Source organism: Paenibacillus polysaccharolyticus (genome assembly GCF_900102085.1).
Lineage (GTDB): Bacteria > Bacillota > Bacilli > Paenibacillales > Paenibacillaceae > Paenibacillus > Paenibacillus polysaccharolyticus.
In genome coordinates this window covers 69687-94970 of record NZ_FMVM01000015.1, presented here as the reverse complement: position 1 = coordinate 94970, position 25284 = coordinate 69687, and the positions used below count along the sequence as shown (strand labels likewise).

Genomic DNA, 25284 nt, shown 5'->3' with positions numbered 1-25284 from the left:
ATTTGAAATTGGAGAGGGGTTTGGTTTACTCATGTCTTGGAAAAAAGTTTTGGGGAAAAGCACCATTCGTGTGGCAGCTGCTACATTATTACTCACTCAGCTGTTCGGCGCAGCCGGTTCCGTTTCTGCCGCAGGTAAAGATGTAGAGGTACATTTGATAGGAATCAATGATTTCCACGGCCAATTGGATACAACATCTATGGTTGGTGATAAGAAGGCAGGTTCTGCTCCAATTCTAGCAACCTATCTCAAAGAAGCTAAGGCCAAATATGAGCATTCCTTGCTGTTCCATAACGGCGACTCGGTTGGTGCATCTGCTCCAGTCTCATCTATGGATCGCGATGAGCCTACCATGGAATGGATGAATATGATGGGATTTGATGTAGGTTCCCTGGGCAACCATGAATTTGACCAAGGGATTGCTGCATTGAAGGCTCAAATTTTTGGCGGACTTGATCCAAAAGAAGGTAAAGTAACTCACGCCGGTGCCAAATTTGATTATGTGAATGCAAATGTGATCGAAAACTCCACAGGTAAACCCCTGATTAAACCGTATGTGATCAAAGAAGTAGGTGGCGTCAAAATCGGATTCATCGGACTCGTGACGAAATCAACGCCAAACAAAGTATCTCCAGCGGGTACAGCAGGTGTTCGTTTCCTGAGCGCTGAAGAAGAGGTTGAAGCCGTTAATAAATATGCAAAAGAATTGCAAGACCAAGGCGTTGAAACGATCATCGTTCTGGCACATGACCCAGCATCGACCAAAGAAGGGGTAACAACTGGAGAAGCGGCTGATCTGGCAAAAGCGTTGCCTGCAAACTCTCCTGTTGATGTCATCGTTGCGGGTGATAATCACGCTCTGGCCAATGGTGTCGTGAATGGCAAGCTGATCGTGCAAGCGTACTCTTATGGTACGGCGTTTGAAGACATCAAGCTGATGATTGACCCTGTTACGGGAGATGTAACTGAAAAATCGGCTACCGTGACAACCACGTTCCAAGAGGGTGTAAAAGAAGATCCTGAAACACTTGCTATCATTAAAAAGTCTTTGGATAAGCACCCTGAGCTGACGAAGCCAGTAGGTACAACAGATGGTACCGTTTTGCGTACGGATGCTTACAATAACGAAGCTCCACTGGGCAACCTGATCGCAGATGCGATGCGTCAAGCAGACTTTGGCGATAAAGCAAGTAAGGCTGACTTTGCATTCATGAATCCAGGTGGTATCCGTGCAGACCTGCCCAAAGGGGATGTGACCTTTGCAGATTTGGCTAAAATCCAGCCTTTCGGCAATACACTCGTGAAGCTGGAGCTGACAGGTGATCAGGTGAAAACGTTGCTACAACAGCAATGGGGAACCAATGCTGACGGTACACCAAATACAAAAACGTTGCAAATTGCTGGTTTGAAATACACAGCCGACTTCAGCAAGCCGGTTACTGAGCGTGTGACGGCTCTTACGCTTGCAGATGGTACACCGATTGATCCTAAAAAATCATACACGGCTGTCGTGAACAATTTCATGGCTGCAGGTGGAGATAACTACAAAGTACTGCTAGATGCAAAATCCTCCTTGGCTGGCCCAATTGATCTGGATGTGTTCTACAAATACATCACAGATACATTCAAGGGTGGCGATATTCAAGCTAAGAAAGAAGGACGTATCACGAATCTGGCTGTCGCTACAGAGCCAACAGAAACACCAGCACCAGTAAGTAATGAACCTATTTCTCGTGCTGAATTTGTAACTGCACTCGTGGATCTGTTGAAGCTTAACGCCGTATCTACAGCACCTGCATTCAAGGATGTTGCTACGAATGCTGCATATGCCGATGCTATCGCAGAAGCTACAAAAGCAGGATTTATTCAAGGCTACGGGGGTAACTTCTATCCTGAGCGTGATATCACTCGGGAAGAGGCAGCAACCATTTTGGCGAAATTGGTGAATAGCCCGGCATCCGAAGCGAAAGCGGCAACGATCATCGCTGGCTTCGAGGACGGAAAATCGGTGGCTGCTTACGCGGTGAAACCACTAGCAAAACTGATTGATAAAGGCATTTTCAGTGCAACAGACAAAAAAATGCTGGAACCTAAGCAAGGCCTTTCGATGAATGATGCCAAAGCGTTGATTCAGAAAGCAGCGGCGGCGAAAGCTTCCTAATTCATCATTGCTACAGCAGTTGCAAACCACTCGCTAACATGGCGGGTGGTTTTTTTTTGTAAGGCAAATACACTTTTTCAGCCTTGTCCACGTCTATCCCTCACCAAAATCGCTCTATTGCATCTAATAAACTATCAACAATAAGGAGGTTTTGAGAATGGGAAATCGTAGACCAACAGGTGGGTATGATCCAGTTCAGATTTATAACTCTACTTCGTTTAATGCGTATGGAACGGTCGAGTATGCGTCTATTTTCTGTAGCAATGACCGTTACAGTGTTCAACGTGAAGGGACTTGGCAGTCATCGGGGCGTGGAGTTTGTCTGGTGACTCGAATTACTGCAACTGTGATCACACCGAGTGGAAATATTGAGGCAGAACCTTACACGTCATCAGGAACATCCTACAGCCAGTTCGCGATTATCCAAGTGGGCCCGAACCAGTTCCGGGTAACGCGTGTGGTAAGTTCGGCTAGACGCCGTCGGAAATGTTAACAATATCGGCAATCGGTTGAACAAAGAAACGGATGTTAAGAAGCGACTCTCCAGGTCAACGGGGAGTCGCTTCTTTAGCGTTTTGGTCATATCGATCACTAAATGGATTAGCTATTAAGGACCAGAATCTTTTGCAGAAGCAGTTCATCTCGAATGGGGATGCCTTGTTCAGAAACGAGAGGAATGCTCGGTTTCAAAGCTCTTGCTTTTGCTACTGCATCTGGGATGATCCGAATAATCTGGTATCCTTTTTTTTGATAGAAAAGAAGGGCGTGAAGGTTGTCATTTGTGGTGATCAGCTGAATCTGATTCCGTTTGGCTTGTCTTGCAGTGTCCTCTACTTTCGCTAAAAGGGCTGATCCAATCCCCTGATTTTCGTCTAAGCTATCGAGAGAAATCACTTCGCAACGATCTTCATGCATAACGTATGTAATATAACCTCTAATGCCTCCAACTTCATTCAGTACGGCGTACCCATTCAGCTTATCAATATGATAGACACCTGTTGAGATGGCCATCTTCGGACTTCCCCAATGCTCAACAAAAAAATTACTCCGCAATGTAACAGGGATTTGTTGGCTTTCCACGATTTTCATATGCATTCTCCTATGTGAGTTGCGACTTTTCTGTTCATATTATAAAGCATCTCAGTCTCTATCGAAAAGTTAAAGCGACTCTCTAGGTCAACGGGGAGTCGCTTCTTGCGTCTTTAACGATTGGAATTAATGTTTCTGATACCACAAGATTCGGCGATACATTGAGGAGTCTTTCAAATGCCGGAACGGACGAAGGTCAGGGCGATAATTACCTTCAATAATCCAGATTCGGCCTTTCTTATCGATTCCAATATCAAAACCTATTTGTCTCAGATCAGGGTAGTGTACCTCCAGGCTCTTGGCGGCCAGCAGAGCAGTGCGCTCTACTTGAAGGAGCAGTTTCCGTCCACCTACACGTGCTAGTTGCAACGCTTTGAGCACAGGAATGGTACGGTTGGTCACACTAGTCACCAGATACCCGCGTGATGCGATCTTGGCGTAGGAACCGGTTACCTTCCAGGCAGATGAAGTTGCTTTTTGACGTTGAACCATGATACGAAGATCGAACGGTCTTTGCCGAATACGAGCTAAATACAGACGCTGTTGGATGATATACTCACGATCCTTGCCAATTTGATCAAACCAATCCTGTAAATCACTCTTGTTTTGCATGGTAATGATATTATTCTCATTTTGGATTTGATAGGTACCTGTCTTCAGCCGCCGGATAAACACAATATCCCTTCCATAACGTCCGTCGCAGGGTTTCAGTACAACACTTGAATGTTGTAGAAGCATATGGTCTAAGGTTTCTTTCTCAAGCAACTGTGTTTCTGGCAATCGTCTGGCGAGCAAAGGGACATTGCGAAAGGCCCGATACTGTAGCCATTTGTCCCGTTGAAATAACATTGACATCACAGCCTTTAATCAGGGTCTACGACTCTCATCTTATTTTAATTCAAACCTGTGTCTGGCATAAGCTGCCATTCGTCTAAATATGAGAATCTTTCCCCTGTCAGGTAACTACAAAAAAATCCTTGATAAAGCTATACATGTTGTCATAGATGGATATAAAAAGCTGTGCTACACTTTATCGCATAAGTTAGTGAATTATTTCACAATACAATCATGAGGGGAAAAGATCTCAGTGGAACTGACAAAAAAGAGATGGATTATTCTGATTGCGAGCTGTTTTATCAACCTATGTATTGGCTCCATTTATGCATGGAGTGTATTTGCTGCCCCAATGGCGGCTTATCTAAGTGGTCTCACAGGACGAACATTGACGCCAGGGGATTTGGCTATTGCGTTTACCATCTGCAATTCAGTCGGACCCATTACGATGATATCGGGTGGATGGATTAATGACAGATTCGGACCCAAGAAGGTCATTCTGGTTGGAGGGATTTTATTCGGGGGTGGTATGATTCTATCGAGCTTTGCCACATCTGTAGGTTTTCTGGTATTTGCTTATGGAATTGTGCTTGGTTTGGGAACAGGAATGGTTTACGGGTGTACGATCAGCAACTCCATCAAATTCTTCCCCGACAAACGCGGATTGGTTGGGGGCGTAACGACGGCTGCTTATGGGTTAAGTTCTGTGATTATTCCTCCGGTCGCCAATGTGTTGATCAGCAACTCGGGGGTAACCTCTGCATTCTTGATCATAGGGATTGCCTTTCTCCTTATTATTTGCGTAGCGTCGTTCTTTATTGAGAAATGCCCGGCTAATTTTGCTCCGTCAGGATGGACACCGAGTGCTGTCCAACTTGCCCGTTCTCCGCGAGAAGAGAAGAATTGGAAAGGTATGCTTGCAAGCCCGATCTTCTACGTGATGATCTTGCTGTTGATCAGTGGAGCTTTTGCCGGACTGATGTGCACTTCTCAGGCTTCACCTATCGCTCAGAAAATGGTTGGTTTATCGGCTGCTGCGGCAACAACAGTTGTATCGATCTTGGCGCTGTTTAACACAGGTGGCCGGATTCTGGCCGGATATATCTCAGACAAAATTGGCCGAATCAATACACTTGCCATTACGTCTCTCTTATCCGTGGCCGGCCTGATCATGCTTTATTTTTCAGGAGAGAACAGTGTAGGTACATTTTATATGGGGATTTCCATGATTGGTTTAAGCTTTGGTTCTTTAATGGGGGTATTTCCCGGATTCACGGCAGATCAGTTTGGGGCCAAAAACAACAGTGTCAATTACGGAATTATGTTTATCGGATTCGCACTGGCCGGCTATTTCGGACCCTCAATCATGAGAAATGTGTATAGTGCTGATGGCAGTTATCAGAGAGCCTTTGTTATTGCGGCTGTCTGTGGCCTGACCGGATTTATTCTGACCTTCGTATATAAGTGGGCTGTCAGATATCAGAATAAAAATGTGAATAACAACCATAAAGTGACAGTCTGAGCAAAAGTATATCAATAGCATGTGAGTAACCCGAACCTTCCGTTTAATAGACGGGGGTTCTTTATTATTTATAAGGTAGCTGAATGATTAATATATCAGAGTGATATAGTCTGTTACGACTAACATGTGTACATGAAAATGTAAAACTTTTTTACCATTAGATTACAAAAGTTCTCGTTTACGACCCACCTTTTCGATGGTATACTCTCCTATATTCAAGGAAGATATTAACGCTAATATACAACAGATTTTCATGAAAATATGTCGAATTGGGGCTCATTTCGGATGATTATAGCAAAAGAAAAGGACGAAACGATCATCCTCATTCCTTCTCTGGAACCAGATGATAGACTTTTATCCTATGTACGTCAGTTGCGAGACTACGGTTTTACGAATTTGGTCATTATAGACGATGGTTCTGGTGAGAAATACCAGCACATTTTCGAAGAATTAGAAGATAATGGATGCGCTTTGCTGCGACACGCACAGAACCAAGGAAAAGGTGAGGCGCTGAAGACCGGATTTCGTTACATAGCACAGCATTATGGGCAGGCTCATTACGTAGTTACTGCGGATTCAGATGGGCAGCACGCTGCAGAGGATGTGTATCGGATTGCTCAGGAAGCCAAACGTCGTCCGAATGACTTACTACTCGGCGTGCGGGATTTCAGTGAGGGCGATATTCCGCCTAAATCTTTATTTGGTAATCGGATGACATCATTTATTTTCGCGCTGTTATATGGAAAAAAACTGTCGGATACCCAGACGGGACTTCGTGCCTTCGGTACCGAGTTATTGTCATTTATGCTGGATGTACGCGGCAAGCGATTTGAATATGAACTGCAGATGCTGATCTCCTGTATTCAGTCAGGTATTGGCATTCATACGGTACCCATTCAAGTGATCTATGAAAATGGCAATGCCGGTACCCATTTCAAAGCGATTCAGGATAGTGCCCGGGTGATGGGGGTGCTGTTCTCGAATTTCTTTCGTTTTATATCCTCGTCGGTTGCCAGCTCTGTCGTTGATTTGGGCATTGCCTGGTTTTTGATCGATTTCCTGCGCCCCTTGATGGGGGATCAGCATTATTTAAGAATTTTGCTCGCGACGGTTATTGCCCGAGTCATCTCGATCGTCGTGAATTATGTTCTGAATCGATATTTTGTGTTCCGCAAGGAAGACAGCCGGGGCAGTCTATGGCGTTATTTAACGTTGTGCGGCCTGGTTATATTGTTGTCGAGTACAGGCGTGTATTTATTCCATACCCTATTCCTCGTGGATGAGAAGGCAGCGAAATTCGTCTGTGATGCCATCCTGTTCCTGCTAAGTTTCCAACTGCAGCGGAGGTGGGTATTTGCAGCAAGGAGGAAGCAGCTGTAGTGCAAAACGAGAAAAGGCAAAATGTATTTTTCATCATCACGATGATCCTTATGACCATCTATCTGATCTGGCGTATGTTCTTTACGCTGCCGTGGGGCGAAGGGGTGCTGAATGTCATCTTTGGCATACTGCTCATTATGGCGGAGGCGGTTACGGTCGGCACGACCTTCGAGTTATTTTTTCAAAAGATGCAAAAGAAACGGGCACAACTCGATTTTCCGGTGATCCCGGACGAATATTACCCGCACGTCGATGTGTTTATCGCCACACATAACGAACCCGTTGACCTTTTGTATAAAACGGTGAATGCCTGTACGTTTATGGATTACCCGGACAAATCGAAGGTACATATCTACCTGTGCGATGATGGTGCCAGACCTGCGGTAGAAGAGTTGGCGAAGCAGTTCGGCATCGGTTATCTGGGGTTTCCCGGTAATAAGGATGCGAAGTCCGGCAACCTGAACAATGCACTGAGCAAGACATCGTCTCCACTTATTGCAACCTTTGATGCAGATATGATTCCACAGCATACGTTTCTGATGAAAACCGTACCCTATTTCATGCTCTCCACGTTTATCGAAGAAAATGGGGAATGGCGCCTACGCCGTGAGGAGGAGATCGATCCAACCTTTAAGCTGGGGCTGGTACAGACCCCGCAAAGCTTTTACAACCCGGATCTATTCCAGTTCAATCTGTATGCGGAGCAGGGTATTCCGAACGAGCAGGACTTTTTCTCGCGCGAGGTTAACATTCTGCGCAATGCGTCCAATGCCGTTGCCTATACGGGCAGTAATACAGTGATTGCCCGGCAAGGGATGGTAGATATCGGTGGGTTTCCGCTGAACACCATCACGGAGGATTTTGAGACAAGTATCCGTTTGCAGCAAGAGGGGTATATCACGTATGCCACGCAAGAGGTTCAAGCTGCAGGACAGACGACGACCACGATTCCGAGCATGATCAAACAGCGGATACGATGGGCGAGGGGCATCATTCAGAGCTTGCAAAATACGCGTGCACCGATCTCCAGAAAGTTGCCTTTCTGGACGAGAGTGACCTATGTGAGCAGTTTTTTATACTGGTGGTCTTTTTTCAATCGTTTGATCTTTATCTTGTCTCCCATTCTGTTCGCTTTATTTGATTTCCAGATCGTAAATACGACCTTCTGGCAGATTCTGATCTTCTGGTTGCCATCGTATTTCTTCTACAGTCTGTCGATGCGTTATCTGTCCAGTAATATACGGAATCAGCGCTGGAGTCAGGTCATCGATACCATCTTCATGCCGTATCTGATCTGGCCGGTTATTCTGGAGACGGTGGGCATCCGTGAGCGTAAGTTCAAGGTGACGAATAAAAATCGTTCAACCGGACGCGAGTGGATTGCCTCGATGAAATATGCACTGCCGCATATTTTTCTGGTCATCCTGTCCATCGCTGCGATTATCCGGTATGTGAATGGCAAGTACGGTATTGCTTTATTTTTCAGCAGTATTATCATCTTCTGGCTCGTTCACAATATGATTGCCTTGTTCTATGCGCTCTTCTTCATGATCGGGCGGCGAGCATACCGGGAGAATGAACGGATACGGGCGCAAGAAGATGTGATCATCCGTTATCCGGACAGCACGCTACGTTACGAGGCCAAGACAGTGGATCTTTCGGAAAATGGCATTGCATTTTATGTGCCGTACCCGATTTATCTACCAGAGCAGAAGACCATCTCTCTGGTCGTCAAATCGAGTCGATATGAGGCCAATCTTGATGCGGTTATCGTATATGTCAAAGCAGATGGCGAAGGATGGCGTTATTCCGCAACGGTGAAACCGCTCAGTGAGGCAGATAATCGGCAGTACATGCAGCTCATCTATGACCGGAAGCATTCGCTACCGGAGCAAATGAACCTATGGGACACTGCATATGACGACATGTTGCGTAATGTGAAAAAACGGATTGTGCAGCCCAAATCGGATCAGCGGAAGATGCCAAGGCTTTCTCTTCATCTTCCCGTAACGTTTACGAATCATGCGAGCTGTACACTGCTCAGCTTTAATTATCGTTTCTTCTCTGCCACAAATCTGCAAGGTAAGATAGCAGAAGGGTCAGAGGTTACCTTTTACACCGAAAGCAACATTGAATTGGTCTTAAAACATACGGGAAAAACAACGGCAAACAAACGTGAAGTGCTTCTCTCCGTAGAGAATATCGATGAGATCTTGGGGCGTGGTTTGATTGATCAGTTACTGAGTGATTTGATTCGTCCACAAGCTGAGCGGTTCACCAAAGAGGGTTAGGAGAGATAGACATGCTGTTTTTGCTTCAACTTGTGATGGGCATTTTACTCATAATATCGATGATCGGTTATATGCAGTTTGTCCGTAAGGTGATGTCCATCCGGTGGGAGTTCATTCCGATATTTGTGTTCTCGGCTATCGCCTGTATCGTCTATTTTGCCGGACTAGCAGGGCAGCTCTTCACGGGCAGCATTGTTGTGCTGGTCACAGGCTTATTGTTGTTTAGAGGCAGAGTGATACAAGCTTTGTACCAGAGTAAACGGGGCTCATGGTCATTATCGTTTTCATTATTTCAATTGAGTTTTCTGAGCGGGGTTTTCATATTTTTGCTCATTTTGTTCCACACGGAGCTTACTCACTACGATAATTTCTCACATTGGGCGATTGTGGTGAAGGAGATGCTCAGTACCAATGCGTTTCCAACACCGAATTCGGACCTGATTGAGTTTAAAAATTACCCGCTGGGCACGTCGTCGTTTATATACTACATCTGCCGATTTATGGGACATGCCCAGCCAATTATGTTACTGGCGCAGGGGTTGTTGATCTTTTCCTGTTTCTACGCCATGTTTGGCATCGTGTCAGAGAAAAAACGGTTCCTGTTATATGCTTTTCTCGGGTTAGGTTTATCGACCTTGTCCTTTTTTAACCTGACGATTCGTATCACCAACCTGCTAGTAGACTTTCTGCTTCCAATTTTTGCACTTGCAATTGTGGCGGCGATATACCAGTATCGTCATGATCTTAAGCGAGCTTGCACCATTATTCTGCCCCTGGCGGGTCTGCTGACGGTGATCAAAAGTACAGGAATCATCTTTGCTGCCGTGGGCCTGATCTTTCTCGTATATGTCTGGCTTACGAATAAGCAACGTGCGAACTGGAAGATTGGGCTCGCTGTACTCGGTACGATTGCAGGGGCATTATTGCCGTATTTCAGTTGGAGCTTGCGTATGGCAACGGTATTCCACGGTGTGAATAACAAGTTCGAGGGAGCAGCTGCGGCTCTAAAGCCGGGTAAAACAGCTGAGCAAAAGTGGGACATACTGGTGCTCTTCTTGAAATCTAGTGTGGATATTACATCCAGACCTGTGCTGGGCATTGTTATTTTTGAAGTTGTTGCGATCGCGGCTTCGATTGTGGCCTATGTGGTGCTCAAGAAGAAGTGGAATCTGTGGAAAGTGCTGATTGCACTGAATGTGGTCGTGGTACTGTACTATGCCGGAATTCTGGCACTGTATCTGTTCTCCATGCCTGTGGATGAGGCTGTTCGACTGGCTGGGTTCGAGCGTTATGCATCAAGTATCGTGGTGCTGTTCGCTGGTGGACTGGTGCTTTGTGCAGCCGTTGATATTGAGCGTACGTTCCATTACCGCATTGGTGAGGTTCCTGATTATCAATCATTCAAGACGGTACAGACGAAGAGGCATTATCAACAGGGAATCATCGCGTGTATGGCACTCGCGGCAACAACTCTCTTGTCCGAATATAACGGGATGATCTCGATCAACAAAACGTACGACAAAACCCTTCCCTACGAAGTTCATGCGGTGACAGGGGATCGGTGGTATACGGGCGGCAAAGAGGATCGAAGCAAGTATCTGTTTTACGGCTCTGACCGAGATCAACAGGTGACCAGTTATTACATGCAATACGTGGGTAGATACTTCTTATATGCTCCCAATGTGGACGGTATCGTGCTGTTCTACGAGGATAATATGGACAATCTGCTAAGTAACTACGACTACCTTGTGGTGATTGAGACAGATCTTAACGCGAAAATGTTACTGAAAAAACACTACGGCATTGATATGCAAAAAGGGGTATACAAGATCACTCGATCCGGTGATAAAATTATGCTGACTTTGCAGTAGCAACTAGAACGAATTAAACAAAAGCTCCACTCCCATGAAATCGGGGAGTGGAGCTTTTTAATATGCAGTGAGCGGAACGACTAGTTAGGTAGCCTTACCCTCGGGTTGAAGCTTTCGCATAAAAGCTTCAATATTATCGATTAGCAGCTTGTTGTTTGCCGAATCAGTCCGGGTAATAATCTCTTTCACCGCATGGACAAATGAGCTTAGGTTGGTCGTGTCAGCCTTTTCAAATCGGTTCGGGAGGGGCATGTTATCAGCAGAACGGGCCGCATCCTCACGGTATTCTTTGATCCATGCCTGATTCGTGGAGGCCTGTTTCGCAAAGTTCTGTAGAATGCTGCTCCAGTCTTTGTTGTTTACGATGGCGTCTTGCAACTTATCATAGGTCTGAGGCTGGAATTTACGCATCATGTAATTGAGATCCACGTAATCCTCTGGTGCATCAACCGGCCGTTGTGGTGGTGTATCATACTGAACTTGCTTCGTTTCAGGGTTGATCGTTCTGGTTGTGGAGATTGCTGCAATCTGACGGAACGTATTCATGAACTCGGTGGCCTGATCGCCTTTCATGTAGTTGTCCGCTATGTATTGTGCTTGAGTTAGACCCAGTTCGAGTAAAGCGGATCGATCGTCCTTATCTGTTACATCCGTAATCAGGTTAGATTGAATAATGCCATAGACCGTTTCTTTAACCTCAGAAGATTGGCCCTTGAGCAGGCGTTCCAGTGACTCGTTGATCTGAACGGTACCGAAGTAAACGGCTGAATGGTTCACGACATCCGAGGAGGCAAGCTGTCTGGAAGCGTTACTGATCTCCACGGTATCTATGTCATGAGACAAATCGAACTTCCCCGTAATCATCGTTGGTTGATTTGATGGATTCGCTTGTCCTGTGCGTTGTTGTGAATGAGTGTAGGCATTGAGGTCAAACGGCGTTGTGCTTGAAACCTTCATTCGTAAACACCCCTCTTCGTCAAAAAAATAAATGCTCTAGTTTCCATCTCAGACATGTCTCTTTATGTTATCGGAATAATATTCCATATTTTTAATATAAATGGACAAAAAAAGAGCAACGAACGGTTATCTTTCACCGTCGTTGCTCTCCTTGATACAATCAACCGCCATAAATACTGTAGGCGAAGTGATACACAATATCGGTTGTATTCACACTTGGACGACTCGTCACTCTAGCCACCACAGCACAAAGATCATAATAATGGGTGAAGCTTATGGCTCCTGGCAAGTACTGACTGAGGCTACCGGCGGAAGGAGGCAGGGACAACGTTGCTGTGAACTGCCCACTGCTGTTGGTCATGACTTTGGCACTGCGATAACGATTGTTGCTACTTTCAGACCAGGCATCATTCGCCCAGATGACCTCGACTTCCGTATTAGCAACGGCATAGTTATCGGAAGTAGCCGCAACCCCTGTCACCGTGAAGCTTGATCCTGTGATTCGGTAGTAGCGTCCATAGGCGTAAGAAGGATAATCATTGGGGCCGCCGTTTGAGTTGTAACCCGTAATGACAATTTTGTCTGCACGTAATACAGGCTGCAAATGCAGAGAATAGTTGGTGTCGGAATAAGTGTTGGTGGTATACACCTTCAAATAATAAGTGCCTGTACCTAACGATACGTTACCGTTCGTGGTCGGCATCAAGGCCATTCGATTGTTACTTAAAGCCCCGTACAATTCAGCTTTGTAACCATTCGCCGTTGAAGCCTGGTCCAGCGTGATACGCATCGCATCATAGTTTCTGCTCTCAGGAACGGTGATTTTGTACCAATCCTGATCGATCTCCGAATTCAATGAACGGGTTGCGAGTGTAGAGCCGCCAACAGCAACGGTAAGCGGATAGGCACGTAGCGCGTTCTCGTCCGTCTCGAAGGCATCATATGTCGAGCTTGTGGAGACCGTCAGGGTAAACGGCTCATTAATGCTGGCACCAACCTTGCCGTAGGCTTCAATTAAGTAGGCTTTGGCGCCGGAAGTGATATTTTTCGTGCCTACATTTTCAGATAAGGTTCTGGGCCCGTTCCCGTAATTGTTCAAATATGTCCCGTAGATGGAGTAATCAATAGGATTCGGATTCACTTCCCCGGTGGACATATCGAATTCATAGAGATATAGATCGTAATCAAGCTGCGCAGATGCGGGGGTATCCATCTGTACTTGCAGAATGTGCCCCGGCTGTACATAGATCGGGTATAAATAGCTGGAGGTGCCTTGCTCCTGGATGTAGCCAGTGTATGTAGTGGTCTCAGCTGCGGCTGTTGTGTTATCTGTATCCTCCGATTGCGGAGTAGCCAGTAGACTTTGTTGCTTATGTGTTTTGGAAGTGGCAGAAGTTTCATTCAGGTTAACCGTTTCCTTGAGCTGGTGTTCCTTCAATGGAGTAGAATCCAACTCGGTGGGAGCCTCGGTCAGCTCAGTGATGATCTCAGTGTCTGGCTGTATGACCTGTTCCGTAATGCGTGCATCCGGCAGTCCATTTCCCTCAATATCATTGTTAGCAGAAGCGCTGAAACTAAAGGCAAGGGTAAAAACTAAATTCATGACGATAAGCATGGAGAGTGTCTTTTTCAAAGTGTAAACCCCTCTCTTCTTATAATTTTTTGCTACAATTCTATAATATACCAAATTTATGCATTTGTTAAGTGATGAATATCATGGTAGTACAGTTAGTCGGTTTATCGACAAACATGGGTTTCTATGATAGGCTGGAAGCATCCCAAGGGCATTCTACTTTTCCAAGTAGAGTGCCTTGCTGTATATTATGGGAGTTTACATTTAATGTATTTAATATGAAGCCATGTGGAGGTGGTGATGCTATGTTTCCCTCTTTAGCCCCCGTAGGGGAATGTTGGATGATGGTAAGTGAACGTGTACAGAAAATCATAGAATACAGAGGAGCGAACATAGCATGACTACTCTTATACAAGCGGAAACTCGTATCAAATTAAAGCCGTCTGGACTTCAGAATTTGCGCCAATCTGGCCGCCTGCCAGGTATTGTTTTTGGCAAAAACACAGAAAATGAAATGATTCATATCCCGTCGGTACCATTTCAAAAATGGTTGAACCAAGGTGCGTCCGGATTCATCGAACTGCAATTCGAAGAAAAACCTTCACTTACCGTATTGCTGGAAGATCTGCAGCGTGATCCGGTTACACGAGATTTGATTCACGTCGATTTTCAGCAGGTGCAGAACGATGAGGTGCTACGTACCAAAATCCCGGTCAAGTTCAACGGAACCCCAGAGGATGCGAAGTACGGCGGGGTTGTACAGATTCAGTTAGCTACTATCGAAGTGGAGGCTCTACCTCGTCATTTGCCAACCGTGGTCGAGTTTGATATTAGTGCAATGAAAATTGGTCAAACCCTACATGTTGAGGATGCCGAGTTCGCGCCGGAAGTAACGGTGATCTCAGAGGGCAACGAATCACTTCTCTCTGTGATTAAACCTTAATAGGTAAATACTTGCGTAATCGGGGTTATTCTTTAATTACGAGTACATTTTTAAATAGAATGTGCTGTAAATATACAGTTGCATTAATCGAAATAAGCTGTATGGGCTAAATGTCCATGCAGCTTATTTTGGTATGACTAAAATAAAATATTTCTCATCCATGGAAGGTGATACAGGAAATAAGCTACAATACTATATATAGAAATTCACGAACAAGGTGGTGAATAGATGAAGGAATTGCATAGTCCAATGAACCGGAAGACCTATTATATATCGATGTTTCTAATGATCCTTCTAATGGTAGCCGGTTTAGCCGTATCTACCGCAGAGCTTCAGGGTATGACCATCGGATATGTCATTCATTTGTTATGTGTTGTGACGATACCTGTATGTCTGCTCATTTACCCCAGATATGAGACATTTGCATTTCGATTGAGCATTATTTTACTTGGGTTTGTCTATTTCTACACGCTAGCTTTGATCTATCCCCAGACGTGGACAACTTACATTATGATCTGTTTGCTTCCAGCACTCGCGATCTTGTTCTATGATTTCAAGTTGTTTTATATTTCGCTCAGCTTGAATACAGTCATGCTGGTGATTGTAACGACGTATATTCACAAGCAAGATAATTTGTATAAATATATACATATAGATCTGGCCGGAAATCTGATTAATATCATTGCGAGTCAACTGCTCCTGTTTCTCATTTTCTATTTAACGTTTGATCGGATCCGCAAACAGGAACTATATTTGGAACAGGTACAACAATCCGAACGTCTCCAAATGGTTGCACATCTAACGGCAGCGGTTGCGCACGAAATTCGTAATCCGGTAACGGTGGTTCGGGGATTCCTGCAGTTGTATCAACAAAATCCAGCCTTCGATGCTGCCGATCGATCCAAGTTTGCGCTGATGATCGATGAGCTGAATACGGTGGAACAGGTGACCTCCCAATTTTTATCCATTGCCAAACCGAACCGAGAGATATTGGTTGATGAGAAAGTACATGTGCAAGAGGTGCTTGAGGGGGTAGCTAGCCTACTGGGCTCCTATGCCATGTTGTCCAATAAACATATCGATATCGAGATTGAAGAGGGCTGCACGATCTTCATGAATGCCGTTGAGTTTAAGCAGGTGATCATTAATCTGATCAAGAACGCTCTGGAAGCCTCGGATACGGGAGCCATGGTTCATGTAACAGCAAGACTTGTGAAGCAGAAGGTGGAGATCAAAATTGTGGATCAGGGGTGTGGGATGACAGAGGAGGAAGTTAAAGCTTTGGGTACCCCGTTTTACTCGCTGAAAACGAATGGTACGGGACTCGGGCTGATGATCTGCTTCAACATCGTGGAGAAGGTTAACGGAACGATCAAGTATGTGAGTGAGAAGGGAGTGGGTACGACGGTGATTCTGACGTTTCCGGCAACAGACGGCGGCTGAAGGGCACGGAGATTGGCAGATTCCTTGTTAAGAGAGATGCATAAAAGAAGAGTATAAGAATAAGTATAAAATACTCTACAAAGTGAGATAAGAAAGGCTGCCGAACGGCAGCCTTTTTCCTGTTCTTACTCTTATTCAACTCTGACCTCAGGAAAACGAAGGATAGCGCTCACCTGCTGCGAACCCTTTGGGCGAGATGTGTTCGATCTCGGCCAATTCTTCCGGTGTGATCGTGACCTGCAATGCACCAAGGTTCTCCTGCAACCGCTCTAGACGTTTCGTACCGGGTATAGGTACAATTTGCTCCCCCTGCGCCAGCAGCCAAGCTAGAGCCAGTTGAGGCGTAGTACAGCGTTTTCGTGCGGCAAGCTGCTCAATCAGCCGAACGACCTCCAGATTTTTATTGAAATTATCTCCTTGGAAACGAGGGAAGAAGCGGCGGTAATCATCCGCAGGCAGATCATCAAACGTCCGAATCTGTCCAGTCAGGAATCCGCGTCCCAAGGGACTATAGGGTACAAAACCTATACCCAGTTCATCCAGAACAGGTAGCACCTCATCCTCTACTTCGCGGCTCCAGAGGGAGTATTCTGTTTCTACCGCCGTGATGGGATGAATGGCATGTGCCCGCCGGATCTGATCCGCCGTTGCTTCCGAGAGACCAAGGAAGCGGACTTTACCTTCCTGCACAAGTTGAGCCATAGCGCCAACGGTCTCTTCAATAGGGACGTCCGGATCAACACGATGCTGATAGTACAGGTCGATGTAATGGGTGCCCAGTTGAAGCAGGCTGGAATCGATTGATTTTTTGACATACGCCGGGTGTCCGAGTACCTTCATGTTTGGAGATACAATGCCGAATTTGGTCGCCAGAACGGCTTGATCACGACGGCCTTTCAGAGCTCGGCCAACCAGTTGCTCGTTACCTCCGAACAGTCCTTGTTGCATGAAATGTTCCCCGTATATATCAGCTGTGTCGAACAAGGTAACTCCTTGATCCAGTGCACCATGAATCGTACGTATAGAATCCTCGTTGTCAGGCATCATCATGGTACCAAGTCCCAGTGCGGATACCTCAAGTCCAAGTGAACCTAACTTTCTTTTCACCACTCCATTATTATTAAACTCCATCCGATCATCCCTCTTTTCCGCAAATTAAAGAATATAGTACCTTCATCGTTATGCTTAAGGCATGATTCCATTCTAATTCGCAGTTACTACCCCAACCACAGCATGCTTATGCTAGTAACGGCAGTACCAGAATGGCATTATTCTGGTTGTCTTGTATAGGACTACGGTGGTAAATGAAGTGAAGATCATACGATTTGTGAAAGAAGAGGGGCAAGCGCTGTTTAAGATTCCTGTTCCTTGACTGGAGAATAGATGCACAGATGCAGATCCGGGTGATCCAGCGTGAATGATAACGAATTAATGTCATATGCGATAGCTTGTTCTTGGTCGGGCAGTTGGTAGTAAACGCGCGTAACCCTCTTTGCCTCTACGTGGTGCAGCTCCCATAACGATGCAAATTCAGAACTTTCTTTGGAAAGATCATCTACAAACTTGGGAAACCACGGATCATGTGTATATTTATCATAAGAGGTACGGAATATGGCAACGGAATGTGCCGCCATCTCCTCCCAATTGATAAGTCGAGCGCGCATTTCCGGATCTGTAAATAAGCTAAACATCATGTTCCGTTGTTCTGGAGCACGTGAAGTGTAGTCCAATACGTATTTGTCGACAGATGTGTTCCAGGCAAGCAACTCAGCACGATCATTCGTGATGAACGCAGGAAACGCCATCTGATTCACAATATCCCGCCAAGGTTGAGTGATCTCCGAGGTAATTGGCAGGGCCATCTCAGGTTCATTGCCATTCCATAGGCCGAGCAGATGGGTGTGCTCATCGGGAGACAATTGAAGTGCCCGGCCGATACTCTCGATAACTTCTCGGGAGACGGCTACCTCTCGCCCCTGTTCCAGAAACGTATAATAGGTTGCGCTAACCCCTGCCAGTATGGCAACCTCTTCTCGGCGTAACCCAGGTGTCCGGCGTTGACCATGAGTCTTGGCGAGCCCTGCTTGCTCCGGTTGAAGCCGTGCGCGCCGTGACTTCAGATAATCTCCCAACGTTCTGGCACGCATGCTGTTCAAGTCCACAGGTGACAGATGTGCTGGTTGTGATAGGCCGTTCATTTCAACCATGACGAGATCACCTCCTGAACTCTTTTTATCCCAAATTGTATTGCTGATGATAACGTAAATAAACGTAAATCGTACGGAACTCTACGCTATCCATTCAGTATATGTTACTCCGTGTCCCAGCTATTATATCACTACTGTATCTATTGCTACCGGCTCACAGCGTTTTCTGTGCTTACGGAATATAGTAAGCATATGGGCTAGAATGTGAGAAAAATATGAATGCGCATGAGGATGTTTATTCAATCTCCATCTCCTTCACCGTCTCGCCTTCCACCAGCTCAGGCTGATAGTAGGTTTGAGTAGGGAGGTCTTTCTTCCCCTGAAGCTTGCGGATAACCCAATCGGCAGCATCACGACCCATCTGCTCTTGGGGATGAGTGAGTGTGGTGAGCCTGATGTTTGCATTTTTGGCGATGTACGAATTGTCCTGTCCAATAATGGACAGCTCATCCGGGATCGAAATACCGAGCTGGCGGCAAGCGTGTACCACTTCCAGCCCAACTTCATCGTTATAACAAACAATTGCGGTGAGTGCTTCCCGATTTTCTTGCAGATATGCTGTCACGTTTGCGGACAGATCTGTTTTTGATGCGGTATCAAACGAGAGCACATGCTCGGGGTGGAACCTCAGTTTTGCTTCCCCTAGTGCCTTGATGTATCCCTTCATCCGGTACTTGCCCTGCAGATCATCCATTTTGGCAATAATCCCGATCTGGGTGTGGCCTTTGGAGATTAGCTCCTTAGTGGCGAGATAACTGGACTGTACATCATCCAGACAGAAAAAGGGGACCTCTAACTCCTCATAAAATGCATTGATCATCGCAAACGGCACATCTTGCTCCTTAAAAGACAGATAGTACGCAATATTCGGGTTGTACAGATTGCTTTTCGTCGGTTCAACAATCAGACCATCTACGCCGTAAGATAACATCATCTCAAGTGCCTTTTTCTCTTGTGCTACATCATTATTCGTACTGGCGAGCAGAAGCGAGTAGTTGTCCTCATTCAGACGACGCTCGATACCGCGAATAATGGAAGGGAAAATATAGTCCGAGATATAGGTGGTAATGACCCCGATCGTCTTCTTGGAAGTGTTGCCACCTGCTCGCGATCGGTACTGATTGCTGACATAGGTGCCCGAACCCTTTTCGCTGCGTAAAAAACCTTCGTTAGACAACTCCAAAATGGCCTTGCGAACGGTCTGACGGCTCACGTTATAACTCTCCTGCAAGGCTGATTCAGTAGGAATCTGCTCGCCGATGCTGTAAGTCCCGGACAGGATATGGCTCTTTATATCATCAATAATCACTTGGTATTTAGGTTTCAATTCGTCCACTTCTTTCGTTGTAACGTCTATATTGTATCAATATGGCTCAAGTTGTACGTACATATTCTAGCATGATTCACTTTACTTGCAAGAGAAACCGTACATTTTTATAAATGTTCCGTACAACTGGCTACAATTTTGTCGAATTAAACCTTACATTTCTATAGGGGAAATAAATTAAAATGCGTTGATGCAATTGAATATTTTACAAAAACAGTCCTTTGTGAGTATAACTTCGTTATCTCATTGACAAATGTACGTACAAAAAATATACTAAGGCTGTCAGTACAGGAAAGCGCATTCTTGGAATGCTGAAATAGATTATAGCCACGAACGTAGGTGGTGGATTGCATCTTACGAGGGTGCAGTTGGAATACATGCCATTCCACGGACGTAGATGGCGAGCAGAGAGGGGATATGCGGAAGTGACGAGTCATGTGGATGTGAAAGAAGCTATTGCCAAGGGAGCAACCTCACTTGGGATTGAGCTTGGATCAACGCGCATTAAAGCGGTATTGATTGATGAGCATTTTGAGACGATTGCCTCTGGCAGTTATGAATGGGAGAACCTGCTGAAAGACGGCTATTGGACGTACAATCAGGAGGATATCATCACGGGTTTGCAGACAGCGTACCGCGAATTGAAGCAGGATGTAGAGCAGAAGTATGGTGTACCGCTGACGACTGTAGGTTCAATCGGCTTCTCTGCCATGATGCACGGATATATCGCGCTGGATCAGGCGGGGGAAATGCTCGTACCGTTCCGTACGTGGCGTAACTCAACGACAGGTGCGGCTGCACGCGAGCTGACAGAACTGTTGCAATTCAACATCCCTGAACGCTGGAGCATTGCCCATCTGTATCAGGCTATTTTGAACGGAGAGCAACATGTGCCTCAGATTGATTACCTGACCACACTGGCGGGTTACATCCACTGGTTGTTGACTGGCAATAAGGCGATTGGGATCGGCGATGCATCGGGTATGTTCCCGATTGACGAGACAACGCATAATTACCATCCCGCAATGATCAACCAGTTCAATGAGCACATTGCTGGCAAAGGTTATCCGTGGAAGGTTGAAGATTTGCTCCCTAAAGTGTACCTCGCCGGAGAGCATGCAGGTGCATTGACGGAAGCTGGGGCGAAGCTGCTTGATCCTTCAGGAAAACTGGCAGCGGGTATTCCACTGTGTGCACCGGAGGGTGATGCAGGAACAGGTATGGTCGCGACCAACAGTGTGCGCAAACGAACGGGCAATATTTCGGTGGGCACGTCAGTCTTTGCGATGATCGTTCTGGAGAAGGAATTGTCCAGCGTGTATCCCGAGATTGATATGGTGACTACGCCAGATGGCAGTCCGGTCGGCATGGTACATGCCAACAACTGCTCCAGTGATCTGAACGCATGGATCGGTTTGTTCCGCGAGTTCGCAGAGGCGATGGGCATCGAGGCCGATTCCGGCAAGCTGTTCAGCGTGTTGTTTAACAAGGCGCTTGAAGCCGACCCGGATGGGGGCGGATTGCTTAGCTACGGGTACTACTCCGGTGAAAATATTACAGGACTGGAGCATGGACGCCCATTGTTCGTGCGCTCTCCGGAAAGCAAGTTTAACCTGGCGAATTTCATGCGCACCCATCTGTTCAGCGCCTTTGGCGCGCTTAAGCTGGGTATGGACATCCTGACCGAGAAGGAGCAGGTGGCGATCGACAGCATTTTGGCACATGGTGGTCTGTTTAAGACACCTGTAGTTGGTCAGCGAATCGTCGCGGCGGCTATGAACGTTCCGGTATCGGTAATGTCTACCGCTGGTGAAGGCGGCGCGTGGGGTATGGCTTTGCTGGCTTCGTACCTGAAGGACAAAGGCGAGCAAGAAACGCTGGATGTTTTCCTGGAGCAAAAAGTGTTCAAGGATGTCGAAGGGGTCGAAGTGGCTCCGGAAGCTGCCGATGTGAAGGGATTCGAAGCATTTATCGAACGCTACCGGAGCGGACTTGCCATTGAACATGCCGCTGTAGAGCATCTGGTAGAGAACGGAGGAAACTAAACATGTTAGAGCAACTGAAACAAGAGGTATTTGAGGCCAACCTGGAGCTGCCGAAGCACGGACTGGTGAAGTTCACTTGGGGCAATGTGAGCGCAATTGATCGGGAAAGCGGTCTGTTCGTCATTAAACCAAGCGGAGTTGATTATGAAAAAATGAAAGCCAGCGACATGGTTGTCGTCGATCTCGACGGTAACGTGGTGGAAGGGGAGATGAGACCTTCCTCGGACACCGCTACGCATGCGGTTCTATACAAACACTACAAGGAAATCGGCGGCATCGTGCATACGCATTCTACATGGGCAACGATCTGGGCGCAAGCCGGTCTGGACGTACCTGTCATGGGAACGACTCACGCGGATACGTTCTACGGAGCCGTGCCATGCGCACGTTTCCTGAACCAGGATGAGATTGATCGCGGATACGAAGCAGAGACGGGCCGTGTAATCATTGAAACGTTCGAACAACGCGGACTGGATGTAATGGCGATCCCAGCAGTGCTCCTGCATGGTCATGCACCGTTCACATGGGGCAAAGACGCCAAGTCAGCCGTGGTGAACAGCGTTGTGCTGGAGGAAGTGTGCAAAATGAACCTGTACGCCCGCCAGCTGAACAACTTTGCCAAAGAACTGCCGCAAGGCATTTTGGATAAACACTACCTGCGCAAACATGGCAAGGACGCATACTACGGCCAGAAGTAATCTGGATATGTAAGACCCGGAGATACTGCAATCGCCGTGTCTCGGTGTAACTACCCTGCCTAACCCGAAGTTGAATAACCTTTTTACACCACTAACGGAGCAGACAGAAGAAAGCTGTAGAAGCGGAGCGCTCGCGTTTATCATCGGATTTCCCCCTTAAAGAGGGGAAGGAAAAGAAATACGATGATAACCAGCGATCGAAAGATGGTACTGCAATCGGAGTGACTGGTGTAACTACCCAGCCCGACCCGCAGTTGAATAACCTTTTTACACCACTAACGGAGAGTGCAGAACCAATCTGAAGAAGCGAAGCGCTCGCGTTTATCATCGGATTTCCCCCTTAAAGAGGGGAATGGAAAGAAATCCGAGGATAACCAGCGATCGAAAGATGGTACTGCAATCGTAGTGACCCGGTGTAAACCCATCTTATCCAACTATAAATTAATGAAATGAGGATGATTCCATGTCAGCAACAGCAGCAAAAGAGTTTTGGTTCGTTGTCGGTTCACAACATTTGTACGGTGAAGAAGCACTCGGTGAAGTTAAAGCAAATGCACAGAAAATTACGGATGCCCTGAACGCTAGCGGCGTACTTCCTTACCCGCTTGTATTGCAAGATCTGGCTGTAACCGCAGATAAAATCACCAGCATCATGAAAGAAGTAAACTACCGCGACGAAGTAGCGGGTGTAATCACTTGGATGCATACTTTCTCTCCAGCGAAAATGTGGATTCGCGGTACGAAATTGCTGCAAAAACCATTGCTTCACCTCGCAACGCAATATAACGAGAGCATTCCATGGGCAACCATCGACATGGACTTCATGAACCTGAACCAAGCGGCACACGGCGACCGTGAATATGGCTTCATTAATGCCCGTCTGAGAAAACAAAATAAAATTGTTGTGGGTTACTGGGAGCGTCCGGAAGTGCAACAGCAGGTTGCAGACTGGATGGACGTAGCGGTGGCATACAACGAAAGCTTTAACATCAAAGTTGCTCGTTTCGGCGATAACATGCGTAACGTAGGGGTAACGGAAGGTGATAAAGTCGAGGCTCAAATCCAGTTTGGCTGGACAGTAGACTACTATGGCATCGGGGACCTTGTCGAGTACGTGAACGCTGTAACTGAGCAAGAAATTGATGAATTGATCACACAATATGCGGATCTGTATGAATTCGATTATGGCACTAACAGCAAAGAAGCATGGGAAGCTAGTGTACGTGTGCAAGCAAGCTATGAAATTGCGATCAAAAAGTTCCTGGATAACGGCGGTTACACGGCCTTCACAACGAACTTCGAAGACCTGCATGGCATGAAGCAGCTTCCGGGTCTGGCAGTACAACGCCTGATGGCTCAAGGCTACGGATTTGCGGGTGAAGGGGATTGGAAAACAGCTGCGCTGGATCGTTTGCTGAAAATCATGGCACATAACGAAAACACAGGCTTCATGGAAGATTACACGTATGAAATGGCAGCCGGCCAAGAAGCGATTCTTCAATCTCACATGCTTGAAGTTGACCCGACACTTGCTAGCACAAAACCAAGAATCATCGTGTCTCCACTGGGGATTGGCGATCGTGAAGATCCGGCTCGTCTCGTATTTGACGGCAAAGCTGGCGAAGGTGTCGTCGTATCTATGGCAGACTTCGGTACACACTACAAATTGCTGATCAATGAAGTATCTGCCTTCGAACCAAAGGTTCCAGCACCAAATTTGCCAGTCGCTCGTGTATTGTGGACGGTAAAACCGAACTTCCAAGACGGCGTTAAAGCTTGGATTGAGAACGGTGGCGGACACCACACGGTGGTATCCCTGAACCTGACGACAGATCAGATCGTAACGTATGCGAAGCTGGTGAACCTGGAGTACGTGATTATTAAATAGTCATACGGACAAACATGGAATTATAAATGGTATATATCGTTTTAGAATCATCACTAAGGTCTTTAATCCACGCCTTGATTCCAATTCCAAAGGATGAATCTCGGTTGTAATCCGATCATGCCTGAAGTATGATCAGAGTATCAGAGATCAAATTCATGAGTGTATTCAACGTTAAAGCGAGCATCTGCTTGCCGTATAAAAGTGTATTACAGAGGCCGAGAACCTATCTCGGCTCTTTGTTTTATTTTTCGATACATCACATCGATTCCTAAGGAGGTTATTCCAAGATGACACATACATACGACAGTCTTATCGCGCAGCTAGAGGAATTAGGCATAGATCGTCACGGCACCTTGTTGATGCATTCTTCGATGAAGAGTATGGGGGAGGTAGAGGGCGGGGCAGATACCGTGCTGGATGCGCTGAGTGAGTATATGAAGGATGGTTTGCTCGTTTTGCCTACGCATACGTGGTCTACCATTAACAAAAGTAATCCATTGTTCCACGTGGAAACGTCTTCCTGTTGTGTGGGCATTCTGCCGGAGTTGTTCCGTAAACGTCCTAACGTTGTCCGTTCCTGGCATCCTACACACTCGGTAGCGGCATTAGGTAAGGACGCACGGGAGTTCACACAGGACGATCATCTCTTCGATACGCCATGTGCACGAGGTTCTGCATGGAGCAAGCTTCTGGATCGCAAAGCGACAATTCTGCTGGTGGGGGTGGATTTGAAGCGGAATACGTTTATTCATGGAATCGAGGAGTGGGTGGACATTCCGGGCAGAATGACCGATGAACATGAGGTGCTGTATACTGTTTTGCCAGATGGAACTAAAATTTCCGTACCTTCACGCAGACATTGCGGATTATCTTGGTCAGAGCACTTCTGGAAGGTGGATGAGGTGCTGGTTCAAGCAGGCGCGATGCATAAAGGGAGTTTTGGAGATGCCGTCGCAAGTGTCTGTAATGCTGAGAGAACAACCGAGGTGCTTACGGAGATGTTGAGGGGAAATCCGGATCTGTTCTCGGACAATGAGCCATTGAAAAGGTAATAA

At 46.4% G+C, this 25284-nt stretch carries 20 protein-coding genes; 12 read left to right on the top strand and 8 right to left on the bottom strand.

The genetic code is table 11. The features are described from left to right. The first annotated feature begins 31 nt into the window (after window positions 1-31). Both BLQ13_RS20440 and BLQ13_RS20435 read left to right on the top strand, forming a co-directional pair. Window positions 32-2161 carry a 5'-nucleotidase C-terminal domain-containing protein gene (locus BLQ13_RS20440; protein ID WP_090923531.1) on the top strand — a complete coding sequence of 710 codons (2130 nt, stop codon included), beginning with the start codon at window positions 32-34 and terminating at the stop codon, window positions 2159-2161. A 157-nt stretch (window positions 2162-2318) separates the two neighbouring features. Beyond that, complete coding sequence (locus tag BLQ13_RS20435; RefSeq protein WP_090923530.1) at window positions 2319-2654, top strand: hypothetical protein; 336 nt, start codon at window positions 2319-2321, stop codon at window positions 2652-2654. A gap of 107 nt (window positions 2655-2761) precedes the next feature. Here BLQ13_RS20435 and BLQ13_RS20430 read toward each other — a convergent pair whose 3' ends face one another. Then, window positions 2762-3250: a GNAT family N-acetyltransferase gene (locus BLQ13_RS20430; protein ID WP_090923528.1), complete on the bottom strand. Its 489-nt coding sequence runs from the start codon at window positions 3248-3250 to the stop codon at window positions 2762-2764. 126 nt (window positions 3251-3376) lie between these two features. Beyond that, window positions 3377-4099, bottom strand: coding sequence for a YheC/YheD family protein (locus tag BLQ13_RS20425; protein ID WP_167375802.1), 723 nt, complete (start codon window positions 4097-4099; stop codon window positions 3377-3379). Between the two features lie 238 nt (window positions 4100-4337). Here BLQ13_RS20425 and BLQ13_RS20420 point away from each other — a divergent pair, with 238 nt between their 5' ends. The 4 genes from BLQ13_RS20420 to BLQ13_RS20405 all read left to right on the top strand — a co-directional run bounded on the left by BLQ13_RS20420 (window position 4338) and on the right by BLQ13_RS20405 (window position 11148). Beyond that, the gene (locus BLQ13_RS20420; RefSeq protein ID WP_090923524.1) at window positions 4338-5606 is read left to right on the top strand and encodes an L-lactate MFS transporter; all 1269 of its coding nucleotides are present in this window, start codon (window positions 4338-4340) and stop codon (window positions 5604-5606) included. A gap of 285 nt (window positions 5607-5891) precedes the next feature. After that, window positions 5892-6986: a bifunctional glycosyltransferase family 2/GtrA family protein gene (locus tag BLQ13_RS20415; protein WP_167375801.1), complete on the top strand. Its 1095-nt coding sequence runs from the start codon at window positions 5892-5894 to the stop codon at window positions 6984-6986. Beyond that, a complete protein-coding gene (locus BLQ13_RS20410; RefSeq protein WP_090923520.1) occupies window positions 6986-9277 on the top strand; it encodes a glycosyltransferase family 2 protein in 2292 nt (763 codons plus the stop codon). Before BLQ13_RS20415 ends, BLQ13_RS20410 begins: the two co-directional genes overlap by 1 nt. Before the next feature lie 11 nt (window positions 9278-9288). Beyond that, complete coding sequence (locus tag BLQ13_RS20405) at window positions 9289-11148, top strand: hypothetical protein (RefSeq protein WP_090923518.1); 1860 nt, start codon at window positions 9289-9291, stop codon at window positions 11146-11148. An 84-nt stretch (window positions 11149-11232) separates the two neighbouring features. On the opposite strand, the gene BLQ13_RS20400 is transcribed toward BLQ13_RS20405, so the two are convergent. After that, a complete protein-coding gene (locus BLQ13_RS20400; RefSeq protein ID WP_090923514.1) occupies window positions 11233-12105 on the bottom strand; it encodes a hypothetical protein in 873 nt (290 codons plus the stop codon). A gap of 160 nt (window positions 12106-12265) precedes the next feature. Next, window positions 12266-13738, bottom strand: coding sequence for a hypothetical protein (locus BLQ13_RS20395; RefSeq protein WP_090923512.1), 1473 nt, complete (start codon window positions 13736-13738; stop codon window positions 12266-12268). A 337-nt stretch (window positions 13739-14075) separates the two neighbouring features. Here BLQ13_RS20395 and BLQ13_RS20390 point away from each other — a divergent pair, with 337 nt between their 5' ends. Together BLQ13_RS20390 and BLQ13_RS20385 are read left to right on the top strand one after the other, a co-directional pair. After that, window positions 14076-14621: a 50S ribosomal protein L25 gene (locus tag BLQ13_RS20390; RefSeq protein ID WP_090923510.1), complete on the top strand. Its 546-nt coding sequence runs from the start codon at window positions 14076-14078 to the stop codon at window positions 14619-14621. 228 nt (window positions 14622-14849) lie between these two features. After that, entirely contained in the window at window positions 14850-16064 is a 1215-nt protein-coding gene (locus tag BLQ13_RS20385) for a sensor histidine kinase (protein WP_090923508.1), read from the top strand. A 147-nt stretch (window positions 16065-16211) separates the two neighbouring features. Here the strand turns inward: BLQ13_RS20385 and BLQ13_RS20380 are convergent, their stop codons facing one another. The 3 genes from BLQ13_RS20380 to BLQ13_RS20370 all read right to left on the bottom strand — a co-directional run bounded on the left by BLQ13_RS20380 (window position 16212) and on the right by BLQ13_RS20370 (window position 19598). Next, window positions 16212-17174, bottom strand: coding sequence for an aldo/keto reductase (locus tag BLQ13_RS20380; RefSeq protein ID WP_090923620.1), 963 nt, complete (start codon window positions 17172-17174; stop codon window positions 16212-16214). Window positions 17175-17416: 242 nt separating this feature from the next. After that, window positions 17417-18271 (bottom strand): helix-turn-helix transcriptional regulator, encoded by an 855-nt coding sequence (locus tag BLQ13_RS20375; RefSeq protein ID WP_244159400.1) that lies wholly within the window; start codon window positions 18269-18271, stop codon window positions 17417-17419. A 235-nt stretch (window positions 18272-18506) separates the two neighbouring features. Beyond that, window positions 18507-19598, bottom strand: coding sequence for a GntR family transcriptional regulator (locus BLQ13_RS20370; protein ID WP_090923506.1), 1092 nt, complete (start codon window positions 19596-19598; stop codon window positions 18507-18509). Window positions 19599-19975: 377 nt separating this feature from the next. On the opposite strand from BLQ13_RS20370, the gene BLQ13_RS20365 reads away from it, so the two are divergent. Then, on the top strand, window positions 19976-21643 hold the full coding sequence (locus BLQ13_RS20365) for a xylulokinase (RefSeq protein WP_244159403.1): 1668 nt from the start codon (window positions 19976-19978) through the stop codon (window positions 21641-21643). A 2-nt stretch (window positions 21644-21645) separates the two neighbouring features. Then, window positions 21646-22341 (top strand): L-ribulose-5-phosphate 4-epimerase, encoded by a 696-nt coding sequence (locus BLQ13_RS20360; RefSeq protein WP_090923505.1) that lies wholly within the window; start codon window positions 21646-21648, stop codon window positions 22339-22341. A 91-nt stretch (window positions 22342-22432) separates the two neighbouring features. Here the strand turns inward: BLQ13_RS20360 and BLQ13_RS28345 are convergent, their stop codons facing one another. Further along, entirely contained in the window at window positions 22433-22669 is a 237-nt protein-coding gene (locus tag BLQ13_RS28345) for a hypothetical protein (protein ID WP_139168926.1), read from the bottom strand. Between the two features lie 135 nt (window positions 22670-22804). On the opposite strand from BLQ13_RS28345, the gene araA reads away from it, so the two are divergent. Both araA and BLQ13_RS20350 read left to right on the top strand, forming a co-directional pair. Continuing rightward, the gene (araA, locus tag BLQ13_RS20355; RefSeq protein WP_090923504.1) at window positions 22805-24229 is read left to right on the top strand and encodes an L-arabinose isomerase; all 1425 of its coding nucleotides are present in this window, start codon (window positions 22805-22807) and stop codon (window positions 24227-24229) included. A 287-nt stretch (window positions 24230-24516) separates the two neighbouring features. Further along, the gene (locus BLQ13_RS20350; RefSeq protein ID WP_090923502.1) at window positions 24517-25281 is read left to right on the top strand and encodes an AAC(3) family N-acetyltransferase; all 765 of its coding nucleotides are present in this window, start codon (window positions 24517-24519) and stop codon (window positions 25279-25281) included. Window positions 25282-25284 lie beyond the last annotated feature (3 nt).

What these genes read in the sequence shown, in the direction of transcription:
- BLQ13_RS20360 (WP_090923505.1), top strand. Translation starts at nt 21,646, where the DNA reads ATGTTAGAGCAACTGAAACAAGAGGTATTTGAGGCCAACCTGGAGCTG.
- BLQ13_RS20430 (WP_090923528.1), bottom strand. Translation starts at nt 3,250, where the DNA reads ATGAAAATCGTGGAAAGCCAACAAATCCCTGTTACATTGCGGAGTAAT.
- BLQ13_RS28345 (WP_139168926.1), bottom strand. Translation starts at nt 22,669, where the DNA reads ATGATAAACGCGAGCGCTTCGCTTCTTCAGATTGGTTCTGCACTCTCC.
- BLQ13_RS20365 (WP_244159403.1), top strand. Translation starts at nt 19,976, where the DNA reads ATGCCATTCCACGGACGTAGATGGCGAGCAGAGAGGGGATATGCGGAA.
- BLQ13_RS20425 (WP_167375802.1), bottom strand. Translation starts at nt 4,099, where the DNA reads ATGTTATTTCAACGGGACAAATGGCTACAGTATCGGGCCTTTCGCAAT.
- BLQ13_RS20415 (WP_167375801.1), top strand. Translation starts at nt 5,892, where the DNA reads ATGATTATAGCAAAAGAAAAGGACGAAACGATCATCCTCATTCCTTCT.
- BLQ13_RS20390 (WP_090923510.1), top strand. Translation starts at nt 14,076, where the DNA reads ATGACTACTCTTATACAAGCGGAAACTCGTATCAAATTAAAGCCGTCT.
- araA (WP_090923504.1), top strand. Translation starts at nt 22,805, where the DNA reads ATGTCAGCAACAGCAGCAAAAGAGTTTTGGTTCGTTGTCGGTTCACAA.
- BLQ13_RS20375 (WP_244159400.1), bottom strand. Translation starts at nt 18,271, where the DNA reads ATGGTTGAAATGAACGGCCTATCACAACCAGCACATCTGTCACCTGTG.
- BLQ13_RS20405 (WP_090923518.1), top strand. Translation starts at nt 9,289, where the DNA reads ATGCTGTTTTTGCTTCAACTTGTGATGGGCATTTTACTCATAATATCG.
- BLQ13_RS20440 (WP_090923531.1), top strand. Translation starts at nt 32, where the DNA reads ATGTCTTGGAAAAAAGTTTTGGGGAAAAGCACCATTCGTGTGGCAGCT.
- BLQ13_RS20385 (WP_090923508.1), top strand. Translation starts at nt 14,850, where the DNA reads ATGAAGGAATTGCATAGTCCAATGAACCGGAAGACCTATTATATATCG.
- BLQ13_RS20400 (WP_090923514.1), bottom strand. Translation starts at nt 12,105, where the DNA reads ATGAAGGTTTCAAGCACAACGCCGTTTGACCTCAATGCCTACACTCAT.
- BLQ13_RS20350 (WP_090923502.1), top strand. Translation starts at nt 24,517, where the DNA reads ATGACACATACATACGACAGTCTTATCGCGCAGCTAGAGGAATTAGGC.
- BLQ13_RS20435 (WP_090923530.1), top strand. Translation starts at nt 2,319, where the DNA reads ATGGGAAATCGTAGACCAACAGGTGGGTATGATCCAGTTCAGATTTAT.